The organism is Nocardia sp. NPDC058519 (assembly GCF_042719755.1).
Taxonomy (GTDB): domain Bacteria; phylum Actinomycetota; class Actinomycetes; order Mycobacteriales; family Mycobacteriaceae; genus Nocardia.
In genome coordinates this window covers 28,435-46,948 of sequence record NZ_JBHXNK010000046.1, presented here as the reverse complement: position 1 = coordinate 46,948, position 18,514 = coordinate 28,435, and the positions used below count along the sequence as shown (strand labels likewise).

Sequence of the window (18,514 nt, the reverse complement as noted above, 5' to 3'; positions counted from 1 at the left end):
AGCAGTCTCACATCGGCGCGATCACTCACGCACCGCTGCGGCAACCAACGCGGCACTGCCATCGGTGCCGCATCCCCTTGGAATCAATCATCTAGTACCGGCGCAGGCGCGGCCATCGGTGCCGCGGTCGGCGCAGCGACGGGTGCCGCTGTTCTCGGCATCCCCGCGGCGGCTGCGGGCGCCGTCGCCGGTGGCGTGCTCGGCAGTGGTTACGGCGCGACCCTCTGACTGCACCTCGGCGTCCGAATGCCCGCCGGGGTAGCGTCGAGACGGGTTTCGGATGGAGGTGGATGATGGCTCTGCGACGTGGATCAGCCGCGGCGGCGTTGCTCGCGCTGGCGGTTCTGCCCGGATGTGCCGTTCAGGACGCTCCTGCTCCCTCGCCCAGCGCCACCCGGGCGACTTCGGTGTTGCCGCCCGCGCAGACGCTGACCCCTTCGCAGCAGCGCAACGAGCGTATTCGCGGGATGCTCTATACCGTCGGTTGCACGAGTAACAGCTGCGTCCAGGCCTACTTCGCCTGTTTGGACGGCTACCTCACCGGTGAGCCGTGCCAGTTCTTCCGCGATCACCCACCGCCACCCTGATCACCGTGTACGGGTGAGGAATTCGCCGACAGCGGGGGCGAGGATCGAGATCTTCGGGTTGTGACTCACGCCGGCGAGCTCGGCGAACTCCGCGTTCGGCAGCACCGCGGCCGCGGCCTTCGAGCCCTTGATGAGCAGCGGTGCGGTCCGGTCGCCCGCGAGGACGAGCACCGGAACCTCGACACCCTGCCAGTCGGCCGGATCCAGATTCTTCCCCCGCATGTACGGCTTCATCACCGCCCAGTCGTGCGCGGTCGAATTCGACGTTGCCGCAAGCGTTTTCCAGAACGGCGTCACCCGCATCGCCGCCACCATGAGCAACGGCATCCCCATCGCCTTGGTCATGTAGTACCGCACGGTCTTCCCGAGCTCGCCCGCGGCGATCATCGGATGCAGCTTGGCTTCCAGATCCTTCGGCGGCACATGGCCTTTCGTGTCGACCACGAACGGCGGCTCGAAAGCCACCACCTCGGTGACGCCGGGCACCGACTGCGCGGCCAGCAGCGCGAGCGCGGCACCGGAGGACCAGCCGAACAGCGCCGCCTTCCCGCCCTCGGCCTCGACCAGCGCCGCGATATCGGCGATCTCGTTCGCCGCGTCGTACACGCCGGGGGAGTCGGTGCTGTCACCACGCCCGCGCCGGTCGTAGTTCAGCACCGTCAGCCCGTAGTCGTCGGCCAGCGCCTGCGCGAGTTCGACCATCGTCGGGAACTCGCGGTAGCTGAACGCGCCACCGATCAGGATGACGGTCCCCGCGGTGCCCTCACCGATCCGGTCGTAGGCGATCGTGGTGCCGTCGGCCGACGTCACAGTCTGCATGGGGAGTTCCTCTCGATAACGGGCCGCCGCGCTCGACGGTACGCGATCACCTCGACCGCAGGTCCGCGCGGGTTTCGCGGACCCGGTAGCCGGCCCGAGTCTGATCTTGCTCATTGAGACGGACGCAGCCGAACGAACTCATCGGTCGATGCCGATCAGAACAACATCGGTTCGCCGAACCCTGGCGTCCGTTCGATCTCCAGCAGTCGCGCTTTGGTGCCGATCCCGCCCGGCGCCGAGAACCCGTGCAACGCGTGATCGGCCGCGAGCACCCGATGACACGGAATGATGAGCGGAACAGGGTTGCGGCCTAACGCTTGTCCAACGGCCTGCGCGGAGCCGGGAACGCCGACGCGGCCGGCGATATCCCCGTAGCTGAGCGTGTGACCCGGGTCGATATCGCGCGTCACCGCGTACACCGAGCGATGGAATTCCGGCACACCCCGTAGATCCACCTCGATCCAGCGCAGCGAGTCGACCGAACCATCGAGGTGGGCGCGGATACCCTCGATCGCCTCGACGATCACCGGCCCCGGCGCACTCTCCGGCACCGCGGACCCATCGAACGGCCGGGTGATCCGCGCGAGGGTCTCCTCCTCGCTGGCCTCGGGTAGCTGGAACCGGACAACGGCATCACCGTGCCAGGCGATAGCGCACAGCCCGATAGCGGTGTCGAACAGTGCCGAGACCACCGTCTCGGTCTGCGTCGAGTCACTCATGGTGACAGTGTGCGCCGACCCACCGACAAAGACACACTCACGCGGCGAGCGACCCACGCTGCGTGTCAGTCGAAGCATTGTTAAGGCCAGTTTCAGGAAACTGGACCGCATCGTCGCCGACTTCGTGCGCCCGCATCGCATCGAGATCCCGGAAGAGTCGTTGCTCGTCATAGGTGCCGAAAGCCCGGTCATGCGGCAGATATTGGAAGGGCCAGAACGGCAGCTCGCCCTTCTTGGGCGAGAAGTAGTAGACCGCCACCCCGAAGGCAACGGCAACGGTGAGGGCAAGGAAAGTGGTCATGTCAGTAAGAATCCATCGACTGGCCTTGCTCAGAAATATCCACTTAGGGAATACTGGACTTTATGGCGACAAGAGTGATCGGCGCAGCGGGCCTGGCTCGCGACCTCGGCCGGTGGCGTGACCCCGACACCGACGGCGATTCCGAACGCCGCCCGCACCGGCCCGCCTACCTGGCCCTGGCCGAGGCCATCCGCCTGCTGATCCATGATGGTCGCGCCCCACTCGGCGTCGCGCTGCCCAGCGAGCGCGATCTGGCGGGCACCCTCGGCGTCAGCCGCACCACCATCACCTCCACGTATTCGCTGCTGCGTGAACACGGGTACCTGATCAGCCGCCAGGGCTCCCGCAGCACCGTCGCGCTACCGCCCGCCATCCAGCACGACGGGGCAAAGCCCAGCCGCGGCATCATGGCCCTGATGGCGCAGCCGGAACTGCCGACCATCGACATGACCTACGCCGCGATGCCTGCCTCCCCTGAGCTGCACGACGCGTATTCCATCGCACTGCAAGGAATTCCGTCCTACCTCGGCACCCACGGCATGGACCCGGTCGGCATCCTCGCGCTGCGCGAAGCGCTGGCCCGCCGCTACACCGCCCGTGGCCTGCCGACCGAGCCGGAACAGATCCTGGTGACTCTCGGTGCGCAACACGGACTTCGGCTGCTCCTCAACGTGCTCGCCTCACCCGGCGCGCGAGTCCTGATCGAGCACCCCTCCTACCCGAACGCCATCGAAGCCATTCGCGACGTCGGCGCCCGCCCCATCCCGATCCCGCTGCGACCCGAATTCCCCGACGCCGGTTGGGATCTCGAAGGCTTGCGCAGCACGGCCAGGCAAACCGCCGCCACCCTGGCCTACCTGGTTCCCGACTTCAACAACCCCACCGGCCTGCTGCTCGGCGCCGAGGGCCGCGCCGAACTGGCCGCTATCGCCCGCGACACCAGGATGACCGTCGTCGTCGACGAGTCGATGAGCGAACTGAACCTGTCGGACGGGTCGATGCCCCCGCCTGTCGCCGCGTTCGCGAAGGGTTCGGAGATCGTCACGATCGGTTCGGCGTCGAAGTCGTTCTGGGGTGGCCTGCGCGTCGGCTGGATCCGCACCAATCAGCCCCTGATCACCAAGCTGCTCGGCATCCGTTCCACTGTCGACCTCGGCACCCCGGTGATGGATCAGCTCGCCACCGTCCACCTGCTCGAGAACGCCGAACCCATCCTCGAGCGCCGCCGCGAACAGCTACGCACCCAGCGCACCGCCCTGCTCGACGCCGTGGCCGAAGATCTGCCCGGCTGGCACATCGCGGTCGGCGCGGGCGGCATGTCGGTGTGGGCCCAGCTGCCGAGCCCGGTCTCCACCGCGCTCGCCGCCACCGCCCCCAACCATGGTGTATTACTCGCCGCTGGACCACGTTTCGGCGTCCAGGGCGCCTTCGAACGTTTCGTCCGACTGCCCTACACCCACCCCGAGGCCGACCTGCGCATCGCCGTCAAGTCCATCGCGGCCGCCTACGACGCCCTCACACCGCGCGCCGCCGACCCGCTCCAACCGCTCACCTGCTACTGAACGCGCACGGGTTGTGCCCGGTGGCGACCGGTGCGGGGCGGACGGTTTCGTACCCGGCCCCGAACATGAACAGCACCGACGCCACCAACCCCACCGCGGTCAACGGCACCGCGACGGCGCTGCGTTCGGACGGATACCGGAACAGCAGCACCAGCAAACACAGCAGCGAGATCGCGGCGGCCAGCAGCAGCCCGGTCGCGAGCCCGTTGAGCACACTCACCATCACCGGCACCGGTGCCTCACTGTGGCAATGGGTTTCGGCGAGGTCGGCTTGCCGGGTGTCGAACAATCCTTCGGCCAGGATGAAGCACAGCACCGCGGCGCCGAAGGTGGTCACCGCGATGAGGGCGGCGAGCACCTTCGGTGGCGTTCTGACGGTTCGGATCCTCAGCCTGTCGTCGATAAGGGAAAACTTTACCGACGACAGGCAGGCAAATCAGTCAGCCCAGACCTTTTCGATCGGTGTCGCGACGCTCGGCGGGGGAGTGGGCGTGCCGCCCGGCGTGCGCGAGAACCGCGGCGCCGGCGCGTGCTGGACCACACCGTCGATGTCGATCAGGCCGGTACGGGCCACGATGTGCGGGTTCTCGGTGGCCTCGGTGAAGGTCAGCACCGGTGTGGTGCAGGCATCGGTGCCGTCGAAGATCGCGGCCCACTCGTCGCGGGTCTTCGTCAGGAACTTGTCGGTGAACAGCTTGCGCAGCTGCTCCTGACCGTTCGGGTCGATCTGCATCGGCAGACCTTCCGGATCTATCTCCAGTCCGGCCAGCAGCTCGGCGTAGAACTGCGGCTCGATCGCGCCGACGGCCATGTACTTGCCGTCGGAGGTCTCATAGGTGTCGTAGAAGGCCATGCCGGTATCGAGCAGGTTGGTGCCGCGCTCGTCGGACCACAGACCGACCCCGCGCATGCCCCAGATCATGTGCGAAAGGGCGAGCGCGCCATCGATCATCGCGGCGTCGATCACCTGGCCCTTGCCGGAACCCTGCCGCTCCACCAGCGCGGCGAGCACGCCGAACACCAGGAACATCGAGCCGCCGCCGAAGTCGCCGACCATGTTCAGCGGCGGCACCGGACGCTCGCCCTTGCGCCCGATGGCATTGAGCACACCGGTCAGCGAGATGTAGTTGATGTCGTGTCCCGCGCGGTCGGCGAGCGGGCCGTGCTGGCCCCAGCCGGTCATCCGGCCGTACACCAGGCGCGGGTTGCGGGCCAGCGCATCGTCGGGTCCGAGGCCCATGCGCTCGGTGACGCCGGGGCGGAAGCCCTCGAGCAGCACGTCGGCCTTCTCGACCAGGTCGAGGATCTTGGCGACGTCGGCGGGGTCCTTCAGATTCGCCTCGACGATCGTTCGCCCGCGCCACTGTGGGCGTTCCATGAAGCCGGGTAGCTGGTTCGGGCGCTGCACGCGCACCACGTCGGCGCCGAGGTCGGCCAGCAGCAGCGCGGCGTGCGGGCCTGGCCCGATGCCTGCCAACTCGATGACCTTGATGCCCGCAAGGGGCCCCTGCTTGGCGGTGGACTCCGTGCTCACGCGGTGACCTCAGTTCGTCGTCGAACGGTATTGACACTCCGACAATAGCGCTGGGGTGGCGGCTCGGGTAGAGCATGGGTGAGAATTCGCACGAGCGCGACTCGGCGCGGCAACGGGAGGACCGGTAGTGAGCGTGTGGGGTGAGGTCCTTGTCGGCCTCGTCATTCTGGTCGGCATCGTCGGCGTGATCGTACCGATTCTGCCGGGGGTGATCCTCATTTTCGCGGCGATCGCGGTGTGGGCGTTCATGACCGGCGGTGCGACGGCCTGGACGGTGCTGGCGATCGCGACCGTCGCGCTGGTGCTCTCCGGCGTCGTGAAGTACACCTGGCCGGGTAGGCGGATGCGCGAAGCGGGGGTGTCGAACCGTGCGCTGCTGGCCGGTGCGGTGCTCGGCATCATCGGCTTCTTCGTGATCCCGATCGTCGGCCTGTTCATCGGCTTCGTGCTCGGTGTGTACCTGGCCGAGCTGTACCGCTTGAAGACCAACGACTTGGCTTGGCCCGCAACGGTGCACGCGCTCAAGGGCGTCGGCCTGTCGATGCTGGTCGAGCTGTTCGGCGCGCTGATCGCCTCCGGCGTGTGGCTAACCGGCGCGCTGTTGAGCTGAGTCTATGGCGGCTGGCGCCGCGGGTTCTCGGCCTGTTCCCTCGAGAACCGACTACTCGATGACCGGCAGCGGGCGGGTGTGCTCGTCCGCGCCGGGCAGCAGGTTGCGCGGGATCGGGATGGTCGGGTTCTCGACGCGCGGGGGCGGCACCTGGTCGCGGCGCACGGCGGGCAGGCGGTAGAACTCGCGGGCGTTGTCCTCGAGTACCGCGTGCATATCCGCGCCGACCACCTGGCAGATCAGGTCAACATCGCGCTCCTCGAACGGTCTTCCGGCGCGCGTGCCGGGCAGATCGCTGCCGAACATCAGCGCACCCGGATTGACCGTGTGGATGCGCCGCAGTGTCTCGGCCACATCCATCTCCACCCGCCCGAACCCGGTCGCCTTCACCCTGGCGCCGCGGTCCACCAGGTCGAGCAGATAAGGCAAACCCTCCTCGGACATGCCGAGATGGTCGATCGAGAGCGCGGGCAGCTTCGAGATCACCGGTTGCAGCGAGGCCAGCATCTGACCGTCGATATAGAGCTCGACGTGCCAGCCCGCCAGTTCGTGCGCGCGCAACGCCTGCAACGTCATCTCGGTGATGTCGGCGGCGGCGCGCTTGAGATTGAACCGCAGCGCGCGCACACCGGCTTTGTTCAACTCGAGGATCTCGTCGTCGGTGGCATCGAGATCCAGCCGGGTCACGCCGACCCAGTCGGGACCGAGCGCGGACAGTGCTGCCTTCAGATACGTCTGATCGGCGCCTTGAAAAGACGCGCTGACGACAGCACCGCCGCGGACATCGAAGTGCCCCATTCGCTTTCGATAGTCATCGATCACGTAGGGCTCGGGTAGATAGCCTTCGTTCTCGATCAGCGGAAACCGAGGATCGATAATGTGGACGTGGGCATCGAACACTTGTACAGAATGCCCTATCTCGGCAGCGGCGGCAGCTCAGGCCTTGTTCGGCTCGGACGCGCGCAGCATGTCCTCGCGCTCGACGACCTTCACGCGCTCACGGCCTTCGGGCTCGCCGAGGGCGCGCTCGTGGGCGTCGAGGCGGTACCAGCCCGCCCACGTGGTGAACGGAATGCCCTTGCCCTCGAGGAACTCGGTGACGGCTTCGAGCTCGGGCTTCGGCGCGGGCGCGAAGGCCTTGGCGTCGTCGAGCAGGCAGGCGATGGTCTCGTTGGCGTCGCCCTTGGTGTGGCCGATCAGGCCGACCGGGCCGCGCTTGATCCAGCCGGTCACGTAGGTGGCGGGCATGAACCGGGCGTCGCCTTCGGCGGTGTCGTCCGAGATCACGCGACCGGCCTCGTTGGGCACGGTGCCTGCCTGATCGTCGAACGGCAGCTGGGTGACGTTCTGCGACAGGTAGCCGACGGCGCGGTAGACGGCCTGAATGTCCCAGTCGGTGTAGTTGCCGGTGCCCTTGACGTTGCCGGTGCCGTCGAGCTGGGTGCGCTCGGTGCGCAGACCGGTGACCTTGCCGTCTTCGCCGAGCACCTCCGAGGGCGACTCGAAGAAGTGCAGGAACAGCTTGTGCGGGCGGTCGCCGTGGTCGCGGATGGCCCACTGCTCCAGGGTGTTGGCGACCATGTCGACCTGCTTGGAGTTACGGCGGGCGGCTTCGGAGCCTTCGTCGTAGTCGATGTCTTCGGGGTTGACGATGACCTCGATGGTCGGCGAGTGATCGAGTTCGCGCAGCTCGAGGGGGGTGAACTTGGCCTGGGCGGGGCCGCGGCGACCGAAGACGTGGACCTCGAGGGCTTTGTTGGCCTTGAGTCCTTCGTAGACGTTCGGGGGGATCTCGGTCGGGAGGAGTTCGTCACCGGTCTTGGCCAGCACGCGGGCGACGTCGAGGGCGACGTTGCCGACGCCGAGGACGGCGACCTTCTCTGCCTCGAGGGGCCAGGCGCGGGGGACGTCGGGGTGGCCGTCGTACCAGGACACGAAGTCGGCGGCACCGTAGGAGCCGTCGAGGTCGATGCCGGGGATGGCGAGGGCGCGGTCGGCGTTGGCGCCGGTGGAGAAGATGACCGCGTCGTAGAACTGGCGCAGGTCGTCGAGGGTGATGTCGGTGCCGTAGTCGATGTTGCCGAGCAGGCGGACCTGGTCTTTGTCGAGGACCTTGTGCAGGGCGGTGATGATGCCCTTGATGCGGGGGTGGTCGGGGGCGACGCCGTAGCGGATCAGGCCGAAGGGCGCGGGCATGCGCTCGTAGAGGTCGATGCTCACGTCGGCATCGGACTTCATCAAGGCGTCGGCGGCGTAGATACCGGCCGGTCCCGCACCCACGATCGCAATGCGAAGTGGGCGAGTCGCTGCACTCTGTTCGGTCATTTCTACGCGCACCCTTTGGTCGAGAACTGTTTGACGGCGTCAACTTAGCTTAGGCTAAGTCGGCAATCCCGCTTGCTGGCAGCTGTCATCGAGTTGGCATCAGCCCGCAGTCATGGCGATTCTAGCTGCGGCATTGCGGTCACCCGGCGCGCGGTGTAGCTGCCCGCACGGGTCTGTCAGGATTACAGCATGAACGAGGAGCAAACAGGCTCGGATGACCAGCCCGTAGTGGTGGATCAGACCGACAAGCGTTCCATCGTCCCGTTCGTCGCGGCCGCGGTGATCGCGATCATCGTGCTCATCGGCATCGTGGCGGGCGGACTGCTCTCACCCGCTGAGAAAAATGTCACAGAGGCCGACCGTCTCGCGGCCGCCGTCACCAACTATATCGACGCACGCTCGCGCAGCGACCTCCGTCCGCCGACCGGTGTGGCCTGCCCCGGGTTCGACGAGGAGAAATCCGGCCTCGGCGAACAGCTCGGTGGCCCGAAATCCACTGTCACGATCGACGGTAGGGGCTTCGAGAACGCGACCGTCAACGGCGACCGCGCCAAAATCGACGCCACCCTCGTGGTGAACGGCAATCCGTCGACCAACACCTGGAAACTGACCCGCGTCGACAGCGCGTGGCTGGTGTGCACCTTCTGAATCGTTTGACACGATGACCGGTGCCGAGGCAATCTCAGATCGCAAGGTCATGAGTGCCAGCGTCAAGCCCCGGCTCGCTGGTCGGCAACCCTCCTCCGCGGTGGGGTGCTCCGGGTGACGACCTGGCCGTGTGTTCGGGGATTTCCGGCACGGCAAGAGCGGATTCACGCAGGAGGATCGACATGACTTACGCCGGCGACATCACCCCTGAGAAGGCGTGGGAGCTGCTCACCGAGCATCCCGGCGCCGTGCTGGTCGACGTGCGCACCGAGGGCGAGTGGGCACACATCGGCATTCCCGATACCAGTTCCATCGAACGCCCGGCCCACTTCATCGAATGGGTCGACGGCACCGGCACACGCAACCCGGAGTTCGGCGTGCAGCTCGAGCAGGCACTGGCCGGTCGACCCGACGACGCACCGGTGGTGTTCCTGTGTCGCTCGGGTCAGCGTTCCGCGCACGCGGCGAACCTGGCGACGGCGGCGGGCGTGGCACCGTCCTACAACGTGCTCGACGGCTTCGAAGGTGGACCCGACGCGTTCGGTCAGCGCGGCAGCACCGGTTGGCGCGCGGTCGGCCTGCCGTGGCGTCAGGCATAAGGAGAAAAGCATGATCACCGGTGGTTCGTTCGACAAGCCACTGCCCGAAGGCGTCGGTCCCGCCACGCTCGGCGTGCGTGGTGGCCTGCGCCGTTCCGGCTTCGACGAGACCTCCGAGGCGCTGTACCTGACCTCGGGTTTCGTCTACGAGAGTGCCGAAGCCGCCGAGGCCGCGTTCACCGGCGACGTCGAGCACTTCGTCTACTCCCGCTTCGGCAATCCGACCGTGGCGATGTTCGAGGAGCGCATCCGCCTGCTCGACGGCGCCGAGGCGGCCTTCGCGACCGCGTCCGGCATGTCGGCGGTGTTCACCGCGCTCGGTGCGCTGCTGAAGGCGGGCGATCGACTCGTCGCCGCCCGCAGTCTGTTCGGTTCCTGTTTCGTGGTCTGCAACGAGATCCTCCCGCGCTGGGGCATCGAAACCGTCTTCGTCGACGGTGACGACCTCGACCAGTGGGAGCAGGCACTCTCCGTGCCCACCCAGGCCGTCTTCTTCGAGACCCCCGCCAACCCGATGCAGACCCTCGTCGATGTCCGCAAGGTCACCGAGCTCGCCCACGCCGCGGGCGCGAAGGTGGTGCTGGACAACGTCTTCGCCACCCCCCTGCTCCAGCGCGGCTTCGAACTCGGCGCCGACGTGGTGGTCTACTCCGGCACCAAACACATCGACGGTCAGGGCCGCGTCCTCGGCGGCGCCATCCTCGGCGCCAAGGACTACATCGACGGCCCCGTCAAAACCCTGATGCGCCACACCGGCCCCGCACTGAGCCCCTTCAACGCGTGGACCTTGCTCAAGGGCCTGGAAACTATGCCGTTGCGCGTCCGTCACGCCACCGAGTCGGCCCTGCGAGTGGCCGAATTCCTGGAGACCAAGAACTCGGTCGACTGGGTGAAATACCCCTTCCTGGAATCACATCCACAACACGCACTGGCCAAGGACCAGATGTCCGGCGGCGGCACTGTCGTCACCTTCGCCCTCAACGGCGAAGACGGCAAGAAACAAGCCTTCGAGGTCCTCAACCGCCTCCGCATCATCGACATCTCCAACAACCTCGGCGACGCCAAGACCATGATCACCCACCCCGCCACCACCACCCACCGAGCCATGGGCCCGGAGGGACGCGCGTCAATCGGCTTGTCCGACGGGGTAGTTCGCATCTCGGTCGGCCTGGAAGACCTCGAAGATCTCCTCGGCGACCTCGACCACGCCCTGAGCTAGTTCGTCCGAATGTCCCGAGTCGACCTGTCGCAACGATCCCCGCTCGGCAGGTCGACGTCGGACTCGTGGATCGCCTACCGGACCGGGTCGTAGACCGCGAACCCCAGGTGCCCCGCGACGGCAGCCATGTTCTTGTCGTGGGTCACCACCGTGAGATCGTCCAAGCCGCTGCGCACGGATTCACTGCCTTGCGGCGTCCAGAATCGCGATCGCCTCGTCGATCGGAGCGATGACGAAAAGTTCGGTTCCGGCGTCGGTGTCGATGCGCAGACGAGTGCGGAGGCCGCCGCTGAACAGGCCGCCATCCGGGCTTTGCTGCCCGACGGCGCGCAGTTGGGTCAGGGGCGCTTCCCAGCGCTTGCCGCCGGTGATCGCGTCGAGGTGATTGGGCACGAAGAGCAGTCGGGTTTCGGTCAGGTGGAGGCGTCCGCCGACGGCCCTGCTGCCTTGTGTTCGATTGGCGAGTTTCTGCCAGACGACGTTCTCGGTGGTGTTCAGCGCGGGGCTACCGATCCACAATCCCATGGTTCATTTCCTTGTGTCGTTCCGGTGTTCGTGACCATGGATCGATATCTGGCCGGGCGCCGTTAATGGCGCCCGGCCAGGGATCTGAGCCGACCGGTCTCAGCCCAGGGCGCGCAGGCGGGGGGCCAGGTCTCGCTTGAAGAGGTCGAGGAAGCGGAGTTGGTCTTGGCCGGGGGCGTGGAAGACCAGGTGGTTGAGGCCTGCGTCGAGGTAGGGCTTGATCTGGGCGACGGCTTCGTCGGGGTCGCTGGCGACGATCCAGCGCTTGGCGACCTGTTCGATCGGGAGGGCGTCGGCGGCCTTCTCCATTTCGATGGGGTCGGTGATGTCGTGCTTCTGTTCGGGGGTCAGCGACAGGGGGGCCCAGAAGCGGGTGTTCTGTAGTGCCAGTTCGGGATCGGTGTCGTAGGAGATCTTGATCTCGATCATCTTGTCGATGTCGGCGACGTTGCGGTCGACCTTCGCGGCGCCTTCGGTGACGGCGGGCAGCAGTTTCTCGGTGTAGAGGTCCATGCCCTTGCCCGAGGTGCAGATGAAGCCGTCGCCAGCGCGGCCGGCGTACCTGGCCACCACCGGACCGCCGGCAGCGATGTAGACGGGGATTCCGCCCTTGGGAACGTCGTAGATCGAGGCGCCGACCGTGTGGTAGTACTCGCCGTTGAAATCGGTGCGCTCGCCGGTCCACAGTTCGCGCATCAGGTTCACCGCTTCACGCAGGCGGGCGAAACGTTCTTTGAAGTCGGGCCATTCGCCCTTGTAGCCGGTGGCGATCTCGTTGAGGGCTTCGCCGGTGCCGACGCCGAGCATGACGCGGTTCGGGTACAGGCAGCCCAGTGTGGCGAAGGACTGCGCGATCACGGCGGGGTTGTAGCGGAAGGTGGGGGTGAGTACGGAGGTGCCGAGCTGGATGCGGTCGGTGCGCTCGCCGACGGCGGCCAGCCAGGCCAGTGAGAACGGTGCGTGGCCGCCGTCGTGGCGCCACGGCTGAAAGTGGTCGCTCACGGTCGCGCTGTCGAGTCCGTGCTGTTCGGCGGCGACGCCGAGTTCGACCAGCTCTCGTGGCCCGAACTGCTCTGCCGATGCCTTGTACCCGAGCTTGAGATCGACCATTCCAGCCACTCCTGTCGTCAGTTGACCCCTGCCACACGACACTAGCGCGCGGTCCGGCGTCCGCGCCCGTGCCGTTTCGTCTCCCGCCACGCCGGGTTATAGCGGACAATTAACTGGTGACCACCAAGGATGAGCAGATCTTGTCGTACCTGACCGACATGGACGGCGTGCTGGTGCACGAGGATCAGCTGATCCCCGGCGCCGACGAGTTCCTCGCCGAACTGCGCGCCAACGAGATCCCGTTCCTGGTGCTCACCAATAACTCGATCCGCACCCCGCGCGACCTGCAGGCCCGCCTGCGCCACACCGGCCTCGACATCCCGGAGGAGTCGATCTGGACCTCGGCGCTGGCCACGGCTACCTTCCTCGACGACCAGCGCCCCAACGGCACCGCGTATGTGGTCGGCGAATCCGGCCTCACCACCGCGCTGCACGAGATCGGCTACGTGCTCACCGATAGCGATCCCGACTACGTGGTGCTGGGCGAGACCCGCACCTACTCCTTCGAGGCCATCACCACCGCGATCCGCCTGGTCGATCGCGGCGCGAAGTTCATCGCCACCAACCCCGACGCCACCGGCCCCTCGCGCGACGGTGTCCTGCCCGCCACGGGTTCGGTCGCGGCCCTCATCACCAGGGCCACCGGTAAGGAGCCGTACTACGTCGGCAAGCCGAATCCGCTGATGATGCGCTCGGCGCTGCGCCGGATCGGCGCGCATTCCCAGTCGACGGTGATGATCGGCGACCGGATGGACACCGACGTGATCGCGGGCCTCGAGGCGGGCCTGCGCACGGTGCTGGTGACCTCGGGCATCTCGACGAAGTCCTCGGTGGAGGCCTATCCGTTCCGTCCGACCATGGTGGTGGACTCGATCGCCGACTTGATCGGCCGGACGCGCCGCCCGTTCGCCGAGTAGCCATGTGATCCGCATCTCACCGGAATAGGTTGCCCCCCGCCCTGGTTATAGTTGCCATGGCAACCAAAGGAGGGCCCGTGCAGTTCGGAATCTTCAGCGTCGGCGATGTGACCACCGATCCCACCACCGGCCGCACCCCCACCGAGGCCGAGCGGATCAAGGCGATGGTCGCGATCGCGCAGAAGGCCGAGGAGGTGGGTCTCGATGTGTTCGCGATGGGCGAGCACCACAATCGGCCCTTCGTGCCGTCCTCGCCCACCACGATGCTCGGCTATATCGCGGGCCGCACCGACAACATCATGCTGTCCACCTCGACCACGCTGATCACCACGAACGACCCGGTCAAGATCGCCGAGGACTTCGCGATGCTGCAGCACCTGGCCGACGGCCGGGTCGACCTGATGCTCGGCCGCGGCAACACCGGCCCGGTCTATCCGTGGTTCGGCAAGGACATCCGCGACGGCATCCCCCTGGCCATCGAGAACTACGCTCTGCTGCACCGGCTGTGGCGCGAAGACGTCGTGAACTGGGAAGGCAAGTTCCGCACGCCCCTGCAGTCGTTCACCTCCACACCGCGTCCACTCGACGATGTGCCGCCGTTCGTCTGGCACGGCTCGATCCGCAGCCCTGAGATCGCCGAGCAGGCCGCGTACTACGGTGACGGCTTCTTCGCCAACCACATCTTCTGGCCCACCGACCATTTCAAGCGGCTGATCGAGCTGTACCGCCGTCGCTACGAGCACTACGGGCACGGCAGTGCCGACGAGGCCATCGTCGGACTCGGCGGACAAGTGTTCTTGCGCAAGAACTCCCAGGACGCGGTCCGCGAATTCCGCCCCTACTTCGACAACGCGCCCGTCTACGGGCACGGCCCGTCGCTGGAGGACTTCACCGAACAGACCCCGCTCACCGTGGGCAGCCCGGAACAGGTCATCGAGAAGACGCTCACCTTCCGCGAGCACTTCGGCGACTACCAGCGCCAGCTGTTCCTGGTCGACCACGCCGGGTTGCCGTTGAAGACGGTGCTCGAACAGCTCGACCTGCTCGGTGAGGAAGTAATTCCGGTGCTGCGCAAGGAATTCGCGGCCCGACGCCCCGCTCATGTGCCGGACGCGCCAACGCATGCGTCGCTGCTGGCCGCGCGAACGAAGGAGCTGACCGCATGACAACCCGCATCGCCGTGGTGTCGGCCGGGCTGTCGCAGCCCTCGTCCACGCGCTTGCTGGCCGACCGGCTGGCCGCCGCGACGGCACGGGAACTGGGCGGTGAGGTCGAGCAGGACTTCATCGACCTGCGCGATCACGCCCGCGATCTCGCCGACAACCTGCTCACCGGGTTCCCGGCGCCGTCGTTGCGGGCGGCGATCGACAAGGTCGTCACCGCCGACGGTCTGATCGCCGTCACGCCGATCTTCAGCGCCTCCTACAGCGGCCTGTTCAAGACGTTCTTCGATGTGCTGGAACCGGATTCGCTGGCCGCGATGCCCGTGCTGGTCGGTGCCACCGGTGGCACCGAACGACACTCCCTCGCCCTCGAACACGCGGTGCGCCCGCTGTTCGCCTACTTGCGCTCGATCGTCGTCCCCACCGCGGTCTACGCGGCTTCGACCGATTGGGGCGCGAACGGCGCCGACCAGGCGCTGAACAACCGAATAGATCGCGCCGCAATCGAATTCAGTGCGCTCTTACTCGGCGCAACCGCTACCCGGCCCTCCGATCCCTACACCGACACGACCCCGTTCGAAGACCTACTCGCAGCAAATCTCTCCCACTGATCCACACCCATCCACAAGGAGTACACACATGACCACCGCCATCGCCAAGGGACTCACCGCAGGCACCTGGGCCATCGACCCCACCCACTCCACCGTCGGCTTCTCCGTACGTCACCTGATGGTGAGCAAGGTCCGCGGCCGCTTCACCGACTTCGACGGCGCCCTCGTGATCGCCGAGGACGGCACCGCCACCGCACAGGCCGAGATCCGCGTCGACTCCCTCACCACCGACAACGCCCAGCGCGACGGCCACCTGCGCACTGCCGACTTCTTCCACGCCGAGGAATTCCCGCTGATGACCTTCAAGTCCACCGGATTCCGTGGCGAGGGCAGCGATTTCGTCGTCGACGGCGAGTTCACCGTGCGCGGCAACACCAAGCCGGTCACCCTCGAGGTCGAGTTCGTCGGCGTGAGCCCGGGCATGGGCAACGGCCAGGTCGCCGGCTTCGAAGCCAAGACCGTGGTCTCGCGCCGCGACTTCGGCCTCGACATCGACATGCCGCTGCCCGACGGCGGCGCCGTGATCGGCGACAAGATCACTCTCACCCTCGAGATCGAGGCCGTCCTTCAGGGCTGACCCGTCACCGACGTGACGCCCCCATCGCCTGTTCGGTGATGGGGGCGTCGGCCGCTGTGTACCGCGGCTAGTCCTCGTCGGCGATGATCGTGTCGAGAGTCGCCGCGAGACGCTGGAGGGTCGCGACCGTCGCGGCGAACTCCGCCGGACCGAGCGCCTCTGCCAGCCGGTGCGCCATGGCCGCGTGCTGCGGATTTATCCGACGAATGGCGGCCTCGCCTGCCTCGGTCATCGCGACCAGCTTGGCCCGCTTGTGCGCGGGGTTGGGCCGGTACTCGCACATACCCTTGCCGACCAGCAGGTCCGCGATCCGCTGCACGCTCTGCCGGGTGATACCCATCGCGCGGGCGATCCCGGCCACCGGCTGCGGCTGGTCCTGCACGGCGGCCATCACCTGCCACCAGGCCACCGAGATTCCGGCAGGCGCGGACAATCCGTCGCCGATGGTCAGGAATTGACCGTTGAGCCGGAAGACGGTGAGGGCGGCGCCGTCGAGCAGGTCCTGTTCGGGGTTCAAGCTGCGTGGATCCCTTCGTATTCGGCGAGCACGGCGTACCCGGCCGGGTCCTTGTGCGCATACAGCTTGTACCAGGCCTCGAGGACATGCGGTTCGTACAGATCGAGACGGGCGAAGATCTCTCTGGCGAATTCGAACGGCGACATCGCGTCCGCGGTGATCACGTCACGGTCGGTGACCGCAGGCGCCTCGACGTAGTGCTGCGCGCCCGAATACCCGCTGTAGACCAGGAATTCCGCCGCGTTGCTGGTGTGCGCGCGATCATCGAGCAGGCCCGCTGTGGCCAGTCCGAAGGTCGCGCCGCAGATCGCGGCCACCGGTACCCCGGCATCGACGAACTCTTTTGCCTTGTGCGCGAACGCGATCAGGTCCTCGCCCAGCCACAGATCCGCGCCGGGCAGGATCAGCATCGCGCTGTCGGCCGGATCGAGATCGGCGACGGCCAGGTCGGGTGTCACTCGCAGACGGCCCATGGTGGTGATCGGTTCGGTGCTGAGGCCGACCGTCGCGACCTCGTATTTTCCGGGCTCCCGGTGCCAGTTGCCGTTGGCGATGTGCGCCGTCGCGGCCCCCACTTCCCAGTCGGCGAGGGTGTCGTAGACGGCTACGTGAACTGTTTTCATCGACATGACAGTATGTTGTCATATTTGACAGAATGCTGTCAATAAGAATTTTGCTACCGGCTTGTAGCCGACGCTCCGTACGCTGACGGCATCCGGTGCGAGACAGGGAGGTTCACCCGCGATGGCCGATTCCGTGCAGGGCATGACGGGCACCATCACGTCACCGATTCGGGAGGCGGGCGCACTGGGTGAGGTGCTGGTCTCGATTCGCGGGGGGACTGAGCTCTACCTCGCCCGAGCCGATGAGCCGATCGCCGCCTGGACCACCGTGTTGATCGTCGCGGTCCACCCGGGTCGCCTGGTCGACGTGGTCACTTGGATACCGCTTCCCTCTGAATGAAAGGGGCCCGCGATGCTGGGCTATCACGTTCCCGATCCCGACGAAGCCATGCTGGTCAGTGGCGCCAAGACCAAGGACGACACCCCGTTCAAGGTCGTCATCGGTCGTGGCACCTGGGTGGTGCCGCTGTTCCGCAAGGTCCGCTACCTGTCGCTGGCCATGTTCGAGTCCGAGATCCGCGAACGCTGCGTCACCAAGCAGGCCATCCAGCTCGATGTGCGTGCGGTGATCGCGTTCAAGGTCGCCAACGACACCCAGTCGATCGTCAATGCGGCACAGCGCTTCCTGTCCGAGCAGGAGCAGGAGATGTCGGTGCTGACGGGCCGCATCTTCTCCGGTCACCTGCGCTCGATCGTCGGCTCGATGACCGTCGAGGAGATCATCCGCGAACGTCAGAAGCTGGCCGACGAGGTACTCATCGCCTCCAAGGTGGAGATGAGCAATATCGGCCTGTGGGTCGACTCGTTCCAGATCCAATCCATCGACGACGGCAACCTCGGCTACATCAATGCCCTTGCCGCACCGCACAATGCGGCGGTCCAGCGCGATGCCCAGATCGCCCAGGCCCAAGCCTCCCAGCGCTCCGCCGAAGCCGAACAGGAATCGCTGCGCCGTCGCGCCGAATATGAACGCGAAACCTCGATCCTCAAAGCCCAGTACCAGCGCGACATCGACAAGGCCAATGCCGAAGCGGCACAGGCGGGCCCGCTCGCCGACGCCATCGCCAGGCAGGCCGTCTTGCACGCCCAGGCCGAGCAGGCACGCAAGAACGCCGAACTCCGCGAACAGCAGCTTCAAGCCGAAGTGGTGAAACCCGCTGAGGCAGAGGCGGAACGAGTCCGCATCCTCGCGGTTGCCGAAGCCGACCGCACTCGTATCCAGGCCGAAGCGGCGGCGTCCAACAACCGAATCGCGTTGGACCAGATGCTCATCGAGCAACTTCCCGAGATCGTCAAGCAGGCCTCACACGGTCTCGCAGGCGCCAACCTCACCGTCCTCAACGGCCCCGACGGTGTGGGGGAATTGCTCAACGGCATGGTCGGCCAGGGGCTGACCGTGTTCAACTCCCTGCAGAAGGCGCTGTCGAACGACCAGAAGGCGCTCTCGAACGACGAGGTCGACAAGGTCTGACGGTCGAGTCGGGGGGGGGGGGCGGGCCGGGGCGGGGCCCCCCCCCCGGCGCCCAGGGGCGCCGGGCTGCGAACGGG

Annotated in this window: 24 protein-coding genes and 1 riboswitch; of the genes, 13 read left to right on the top strand and 11 right to left on the bottom strand. The window is 66.7% G+C overall.

The window, feature by feature from the left end:
- On the top strand, positions 1–228 hold a 228-nt coding region (locus ACFWPK_RS32595; RefSeq protein ID WP_378922379.1), incomplete at its 5' end, for a hypothetical protein.
- 65 nt (positions 229–293) lie between these two features.
- Positions 294–587, top strand: a complete 294-nt coding sequence (locus ACFWPK_RS32590; protein WP_378922377.1) for a hypothetical protein — start codon at positions 294–296, stop codon at positions 585–587.
- Here the strand turns inward: ACFWPK_RS32590 and ACFWPK_RS32585 are convergent, their stop codons facing one another.
- The 3 genes from ACFWPK_RS32585 to ACFWPK_RS32575 form a co-directional block, all read right to left on the bottom strand.
- Positions 588–1,406 (bottom strand): alpha/beta fold hydrolase, encoded by an 819-nt coding sequence (locus ACFWPK_RS32585; RefSeq protein ID WP_378922375.1) that lies wholly within the window; start codon positions 1,404–1,406, stop codon positions 588–590.
- Positions 1,407–1,561: 155 nt separating this feature from the next.
- On the bottom strand, positions 1,562–2,125 hold the full coding sequence (locus ACFWPK_RS32580; RefSeq protein ID WP_378922373.1) for a methylated-DNA--[protein]-cysteine S-methyltransferase: 564 nt from the start codon (positions 2,123–2,125) through the stop codon (positions 1,562–1,564).
- Positions 2,126–2,162: 37 nt separating this feature from the next.
- Positions 2,163–2,426, bottom strand: coding sequence for a hypothetical protein (locus ACFWPK_RS32575; protein ID WP_378922371.1), 264 nt, complete (start codon positions 2,424–2,426; stop codon positions 2,163–2,165).
- 62 nt (positions 2,427–2,488) lie between these two features.
- On the opposite strand from ACFWPK_RS32575, the gene ACFWPK_RS32570 reads away from it, so the two are divergent.
- Positions 2,489–3,988, top strand: coding sequence for a PLP-dependent aminotransferase family protein (locus tag ACFWPK_RS32570; protein ID WP_378922369.1), 1,500 nt, complete (start codon positions 2,489–2,491; stop codon positions 3,986–3,988).
- Here the strand turns inward: ACFWPK_RS32570 and ACFWPK_RS32565 are convergent.
- Both ACFWPK_RS32565 and ACFWPK_RS32560 read right to left on the bottom strand, forming a co-directional pair.
- Positions 3,975–4,346, bottom strand: coding sequence for a hypothetical protein (locus ACFWPK_RS32565; protein WP_378922367.1), 372 nt, complete (start codon positions 4,344–4,346; stop codon positions 3,975–3,977). The two genes, ACFWPK_RS32570 and ACFWPK_RS32565, sit on opposite strands and share 14 nt — an antisense overlap.
- A 78-nt stretch (positions 4,347–4,424) precedes the next feature.
- Positions 4,425–5,522, bottom strand: coding sequence for a CaiB/BaiF CoA transferase family protein (locus tag ACFWPK_RS32560; RefSeq protein ID WP_378922365.1), 1,098 nt, complete (start codon positions 5,520–5,522; stop codon positions 4,425–4,427).
- A gap of 127 nt (positions 5,523–5,649) precedes the next feature.
- Between ACFWPK_RS32560 and ACFWPK_RS32555 the strand changes: the two genes are divergently transcribed.
- Positions 5,650–6,132: a DUF456 domain-containing protein gene (locus tag ACFWPK_RS32555; protein ID WP_378922363.1), complete on the top strand. Its 483-nt coding sequence runs from the start codon at positions 5,650–5,652 to the stop codon at positions 6,130–6,132.
- A 51-nt stretch (positions 6,133–6,183) separates the two neighbouring features.
- On the opposite strand, the gene ACFWPK_RS32550 is transcribed toward ACFWPK_RS32555, so the two are convergent.
- Both ACFWPK_RS32550 and ACFWPK_RS32545 read right to left on the bottom strand, forming a co-directional pair.
- Positions 6,184–7,032: an amidohydrolase family protein gene (locus ACFWPK_RS32550; RefSeq protein WP_378922361.1), complete on the bottom strand. Its 849-nt coding sequence runs from the start codon at positions 7,030–7,032 to the stop codon at positions 6,184–6,186.
- Between the two features lie 36 nt (positions 7,033–7,068).
- Positions 7,069–8,457: an FAD-dependent oxidoreductase gene (locus ACFWPK_RS32545; RefSeq protein WP_378922359.1), complete on the bottom strand. Its 1,389-nt coding sequence runs from the start codon at positions 8,455–8,457 to the stop codon at positions 7,069–7,071.
- A 189-nt stretch (positions 8,458–8,646) separates the two neighbouring features.
- Here ACFWPK_RS32545 and ACFWPK_RS32540 point away from each other — a divergent pair, with 189 nt between their 5' ends.
- The 3 genes from ACFWPK_RS32540 to ACFWPK_RS32530 all read left to right on the top strand — a co-directional run bounded on the left by ACFWPK_RS32540 (position 8,647) and on the right by ACFWPK_RS32530 (position 10,923).
- Positions 8,647–9,105 (top strand): hypothetical protein, encoded by a 459-nt coding sequence (locus ACFWPK_RS32540; protein ID WP_378922357.1) that lies wholly within the window; start codon positions 8,647–8,649, stop codon positions 9,103–9,105.
- A 45-nt stretch (positions 9,106–9,150) separates the two neighbouring features.
- Positions 9,151–9,270, top strand: a riboswitch (SAM riboswitch).
- Between the two features lie 17 nt (positions 9,271–9,287).
- Positions 9,288–9,704 (top strand): rhodanese-like domain-containing protein, encoded by a 417-nt coding sequence (locus ACFWPK_RS32535; protein WP_067450341.1) that lies wholly within the window; start codon positions 9,288–9,290, stop codon positions 9,702–9,704.
- A 10-nt stretch (positions 9,705–9,714) separates the two neighbouring features.
- Positions 9,715–10,923, top strand: coding sequence for an O-succinylhomoserine sulfhydrylase (locus ACFWPK_RS32530; RefSeq protein WP_378922355.1), 1,209 nt, complete (start codon positions 9,715–9,717; stop codon positions 10,921–10,923).
- Positions 10,924–11,103: 180 nt separating this feature from the next.
- On the opposite strand, the gene ACFWPK_RS32525 is transcribed toward ACFWPK_RS32530, so the two are convergent.
- Together ACFWPK_RS32525 and fgd are read right to left on the bottom strand one after the other, a co-directional pair.
- A complete protein-coding gene (locus ACFWPK_RS32525; RefSeq protein ID WP_378922354.1) occupies positions 11,104–11,448 on the bottom strand; it encodes a hypothetical protein in 345 nt (114 codons plus the stop codon).
- Positions 11,449–11,547: 99 nt separating this feature from the next.
- Positions 11,548–12,558, bottom strand: coding sequence for a glucose-6-phosphate dehydrogenase (coenzyme-F420) (fgd, locus tag ACFWPK_RS32520; protein WP_378922352.1), 1,011 nt, complete (start codon positions 12,556–12,558; stop codon positions 11,548–11,550).
- Between the two features lie 158 nt (positions 12,559–12,716).
- Here fgd and ACFWPK_RS32515 point away from each other — a divergent pair, with 158 nt between their 5' ends.
- The 4 genes from ACFWPK_RS32515 (at position 12,717) to ACFWPK_RS32500 (ending at position 15,826) form a co-directional block, all read left to right on the top strand.
- Entirely contained in the window at positions 12,717–13,475 is a 759-nt protein-coding gene (locus ACFWPK_RS32515) for an HAD-IIA family hydrolase (protein WP_378922383.1), read from the top strand.
- A 77-nt stretch (positions 13,476–13,552) separates the two neighbouring features.
- Positions 13,553–14,641 carry an LLM class flavin-dependent oxidoreductase gene (locus ACFWPK_RS32510; protein ID WP_378922350.1) on the top strand — a complete coding sequence of 363 codons (1,089 nt, stop codon included), beginning with the start codon at positions 13,553–13,555 and terminating at the stop codon, positions 14,639–14,641.
- Positions 14,638–15,249 (top strand): FMN reductase, encoded by a 612-nt coding sequence (locus tag ACFWPK_RS32505; protein WP_378922348.1) that lies wholly within the window; start codon positions 14,638–14,640, stop codon positions 15,247–15,249. Before ACFWPK_RS32510 ends, ACFWPK_RS32505 begins: the two co-directional genes overlap by 4 nt.
- A 28-nt stretch (positions 15,250–15,277) precedes the next feature.
- Entirely contained in the window at positions 15,278–15,826 is a 549-nt protein-coding gene (locus ACFWPK_RS32500) for a YceI family protein (protein ID WP_378922346.1), read from the top strand.
- 67 nt (positions 15,827–15,893) lie between these two features.
- Here ACFWPK_RS32500 and ACFWPK_RS32495 read toward each other — a convergent pair whose 3' ends face one another.
- Both ACFWPK_RS32495 and ACFWPK_RS32490 read right to left on the bottom strand, forming a co-directional pair.
- Entirely contained in the window at positions 15,894–16,343 is a 450-nt protein-coding gene (locus ACFWPK_RS32495; RefSeq protein WP_378922344.1) for a MarR family winged helix-turn-helix transcriptional regulator, read from the bottom strand.
- Positions 16,340–16,966, bottom strand: coding sequence for a DJ-1/PfpI family protein (locus ACFWPK_RS32490; RefSeq protein ID WP_378922342.1), 627 nt, complete (start codon positions 16,964–16,966; stop codon positions 16,340–16,342). Before ACFWPK_RS32490 ends, ACFWPK_RS32495 begins: the two co-directional genes overlap by 4 nt.
- Before the next feature lie 121 nt (positions 16,967–17,087).
- On the opposite strand from ACFWPK_RS32490, the gene ACFWPK_RS32485 reads away from it, so the two are divergent.
- Both ACFWPK_RS32485 and ACFWPK_RS32480 read left to right on the top strand, forming a co-directional pair.
- Positions 17,088–17,306: a hypothetical protein gene (locus ACFWPK_RS32485; protein ID WP_378922340.1), complete on the top strand. Its 219-nt coding sequence runs from the start codon at positions 17,088–17,090 to the stop codon at positions 17,304–17,306.
- A gap of 12 nt (positions 17,307–17,318) precedes the next feature.
- Positions 17,319–18,437, top strand: a complete 1,119-nt coding sequence (locus ACFWPK_RS32480; RefSeq protein WP_378922338.1) for an SPFH domain-containing protein — start codon at positions 17,319–17,321, stop codon at positions 18,435–18,437.
- Positions 18,438–18,514: the final 77 nt, after the last annotated feature.

Bases quoted from the DNA above. Each gene is read 5' to 3' on its own strand.
- fgd (WP_378922352.1), bottom strand. From the start codon at position 12,558: ATGGTCGATCTCAAGCTCGGGTACAAGGCATCGGCAGAGCAGTTCGGG.
- ACFWPK_RS32545 (WP_378922359.1), bottom strand. From the start codon at position 8,457: ATGACCGAACAGAGTGCAGCGACTCGCCCACTTCGCATTGCGATCGTG.
- ACFWPK_RS32570 (WP_378922369.1), top strand. From the start codon at position 2,489: ATGGCGACAAGAGTGATCGGCGCAGCGGGCCTGGCTCGCGACCTCGGC.
- ACFWPK_RS32480 (WP_378922338.1), top strand. From the start codon at position 17,319: ATGCTGGGCTATCACGTTCCCGATCCCGACGAAGCCATGCTGGTCAGT.
- ACFWPK_RS32500 (WP_378922346.1), top strand. From the start codon at position 15,278: ATGACCACCGCCATCGCCAAGGGACTCACCGCAGGCACCTGGGCCATC.
- ACFWPK_RS32585 (WP_378922375.1), bottom strand. From the start codon at position 1,406: ATGCAGACTGTGACGTCGGCCGACGGCACCACGATCGCCTACGACCGG.
- ACFWPK_RS32515 (WP_378922383.1), top strand. From the start codon at position 12,717: ATGGACGGCGTGCTGGTGCACGAGGATCAGCTGATCCCCGGCGCCGAC.
- ACFWPK_RS32525 (WP_378922354.1), bottom strand. From the start codon at position 11,448: ATGGGATTGTGGATCGGTAGCCCCGCGCTGAACACCACCGAGAACGTC.
- ACFWPK_RS32530 (WP_378922355.1), top strand. From the start codon at position 9,715: ATGATCACCGGTGGTTCGTTCGACAAGCCACTGCCCGAAGGCGTCGGT.
- ACFWPK_RS32535 (WP_067450341.1), top strand. From the start codon at position 9,288: ATGACTTACGCCGGCGACATCACCCCTGAGAAGGCGTGGGAGCTGCTC.
- ACFWPK_RS32505 (WP_378922348.1), top strand. From the start codon at position 14,638: ATGACAACCCGCATCGCCGTGGTGTCGGCCGGGCTGTCGCAGCCCTCG.
- ACFWPK_RS32490 (WP_378922342.1), bottom strand. From the start codon at position 16,966: ATGAAAACAGTTCACGTAGCCGTCTACGACACCCTCGCCGACTGGGAA.
- ACFWPK_RS32575 (WP_378922371.1), bottom strand. From the start codon at position 2,426: ATGACCACTTTCCTTGCCCTCACCGTTGCCGTTGCCTTCGGGGTGGCG.
- ACFWPK_RS32540 (WP_378922357.1), top strand. From the start codon at position 8,647: ATGAACGAGGAGCAAACAGGCTCGGATGACCAGCCCGTAGTGGTGGAT.
- ACFWPK_RS32590 (WP_378922377.1), top strand. From the start codon at position 294: ATGGCTCTGCGACGTGGATCAGCCGCGGCGGCGTTGCTCGCGCTGGCG.
- ACFWPK_RS32485 (WP_378922340.1), top strand. From the start codon at position 17,088: ATGGCCGATTCCGTGCAGGGCATGACGGGCACCATCACGTCACCGATT.
- ACFWPK_RS32580 (WP_378922373.1), bottom strand. From the start codon at position 2,125: ATGAGTGACTCGACGCAGACCGAGACGGTGGTCTCGGCACTGTTCGAC.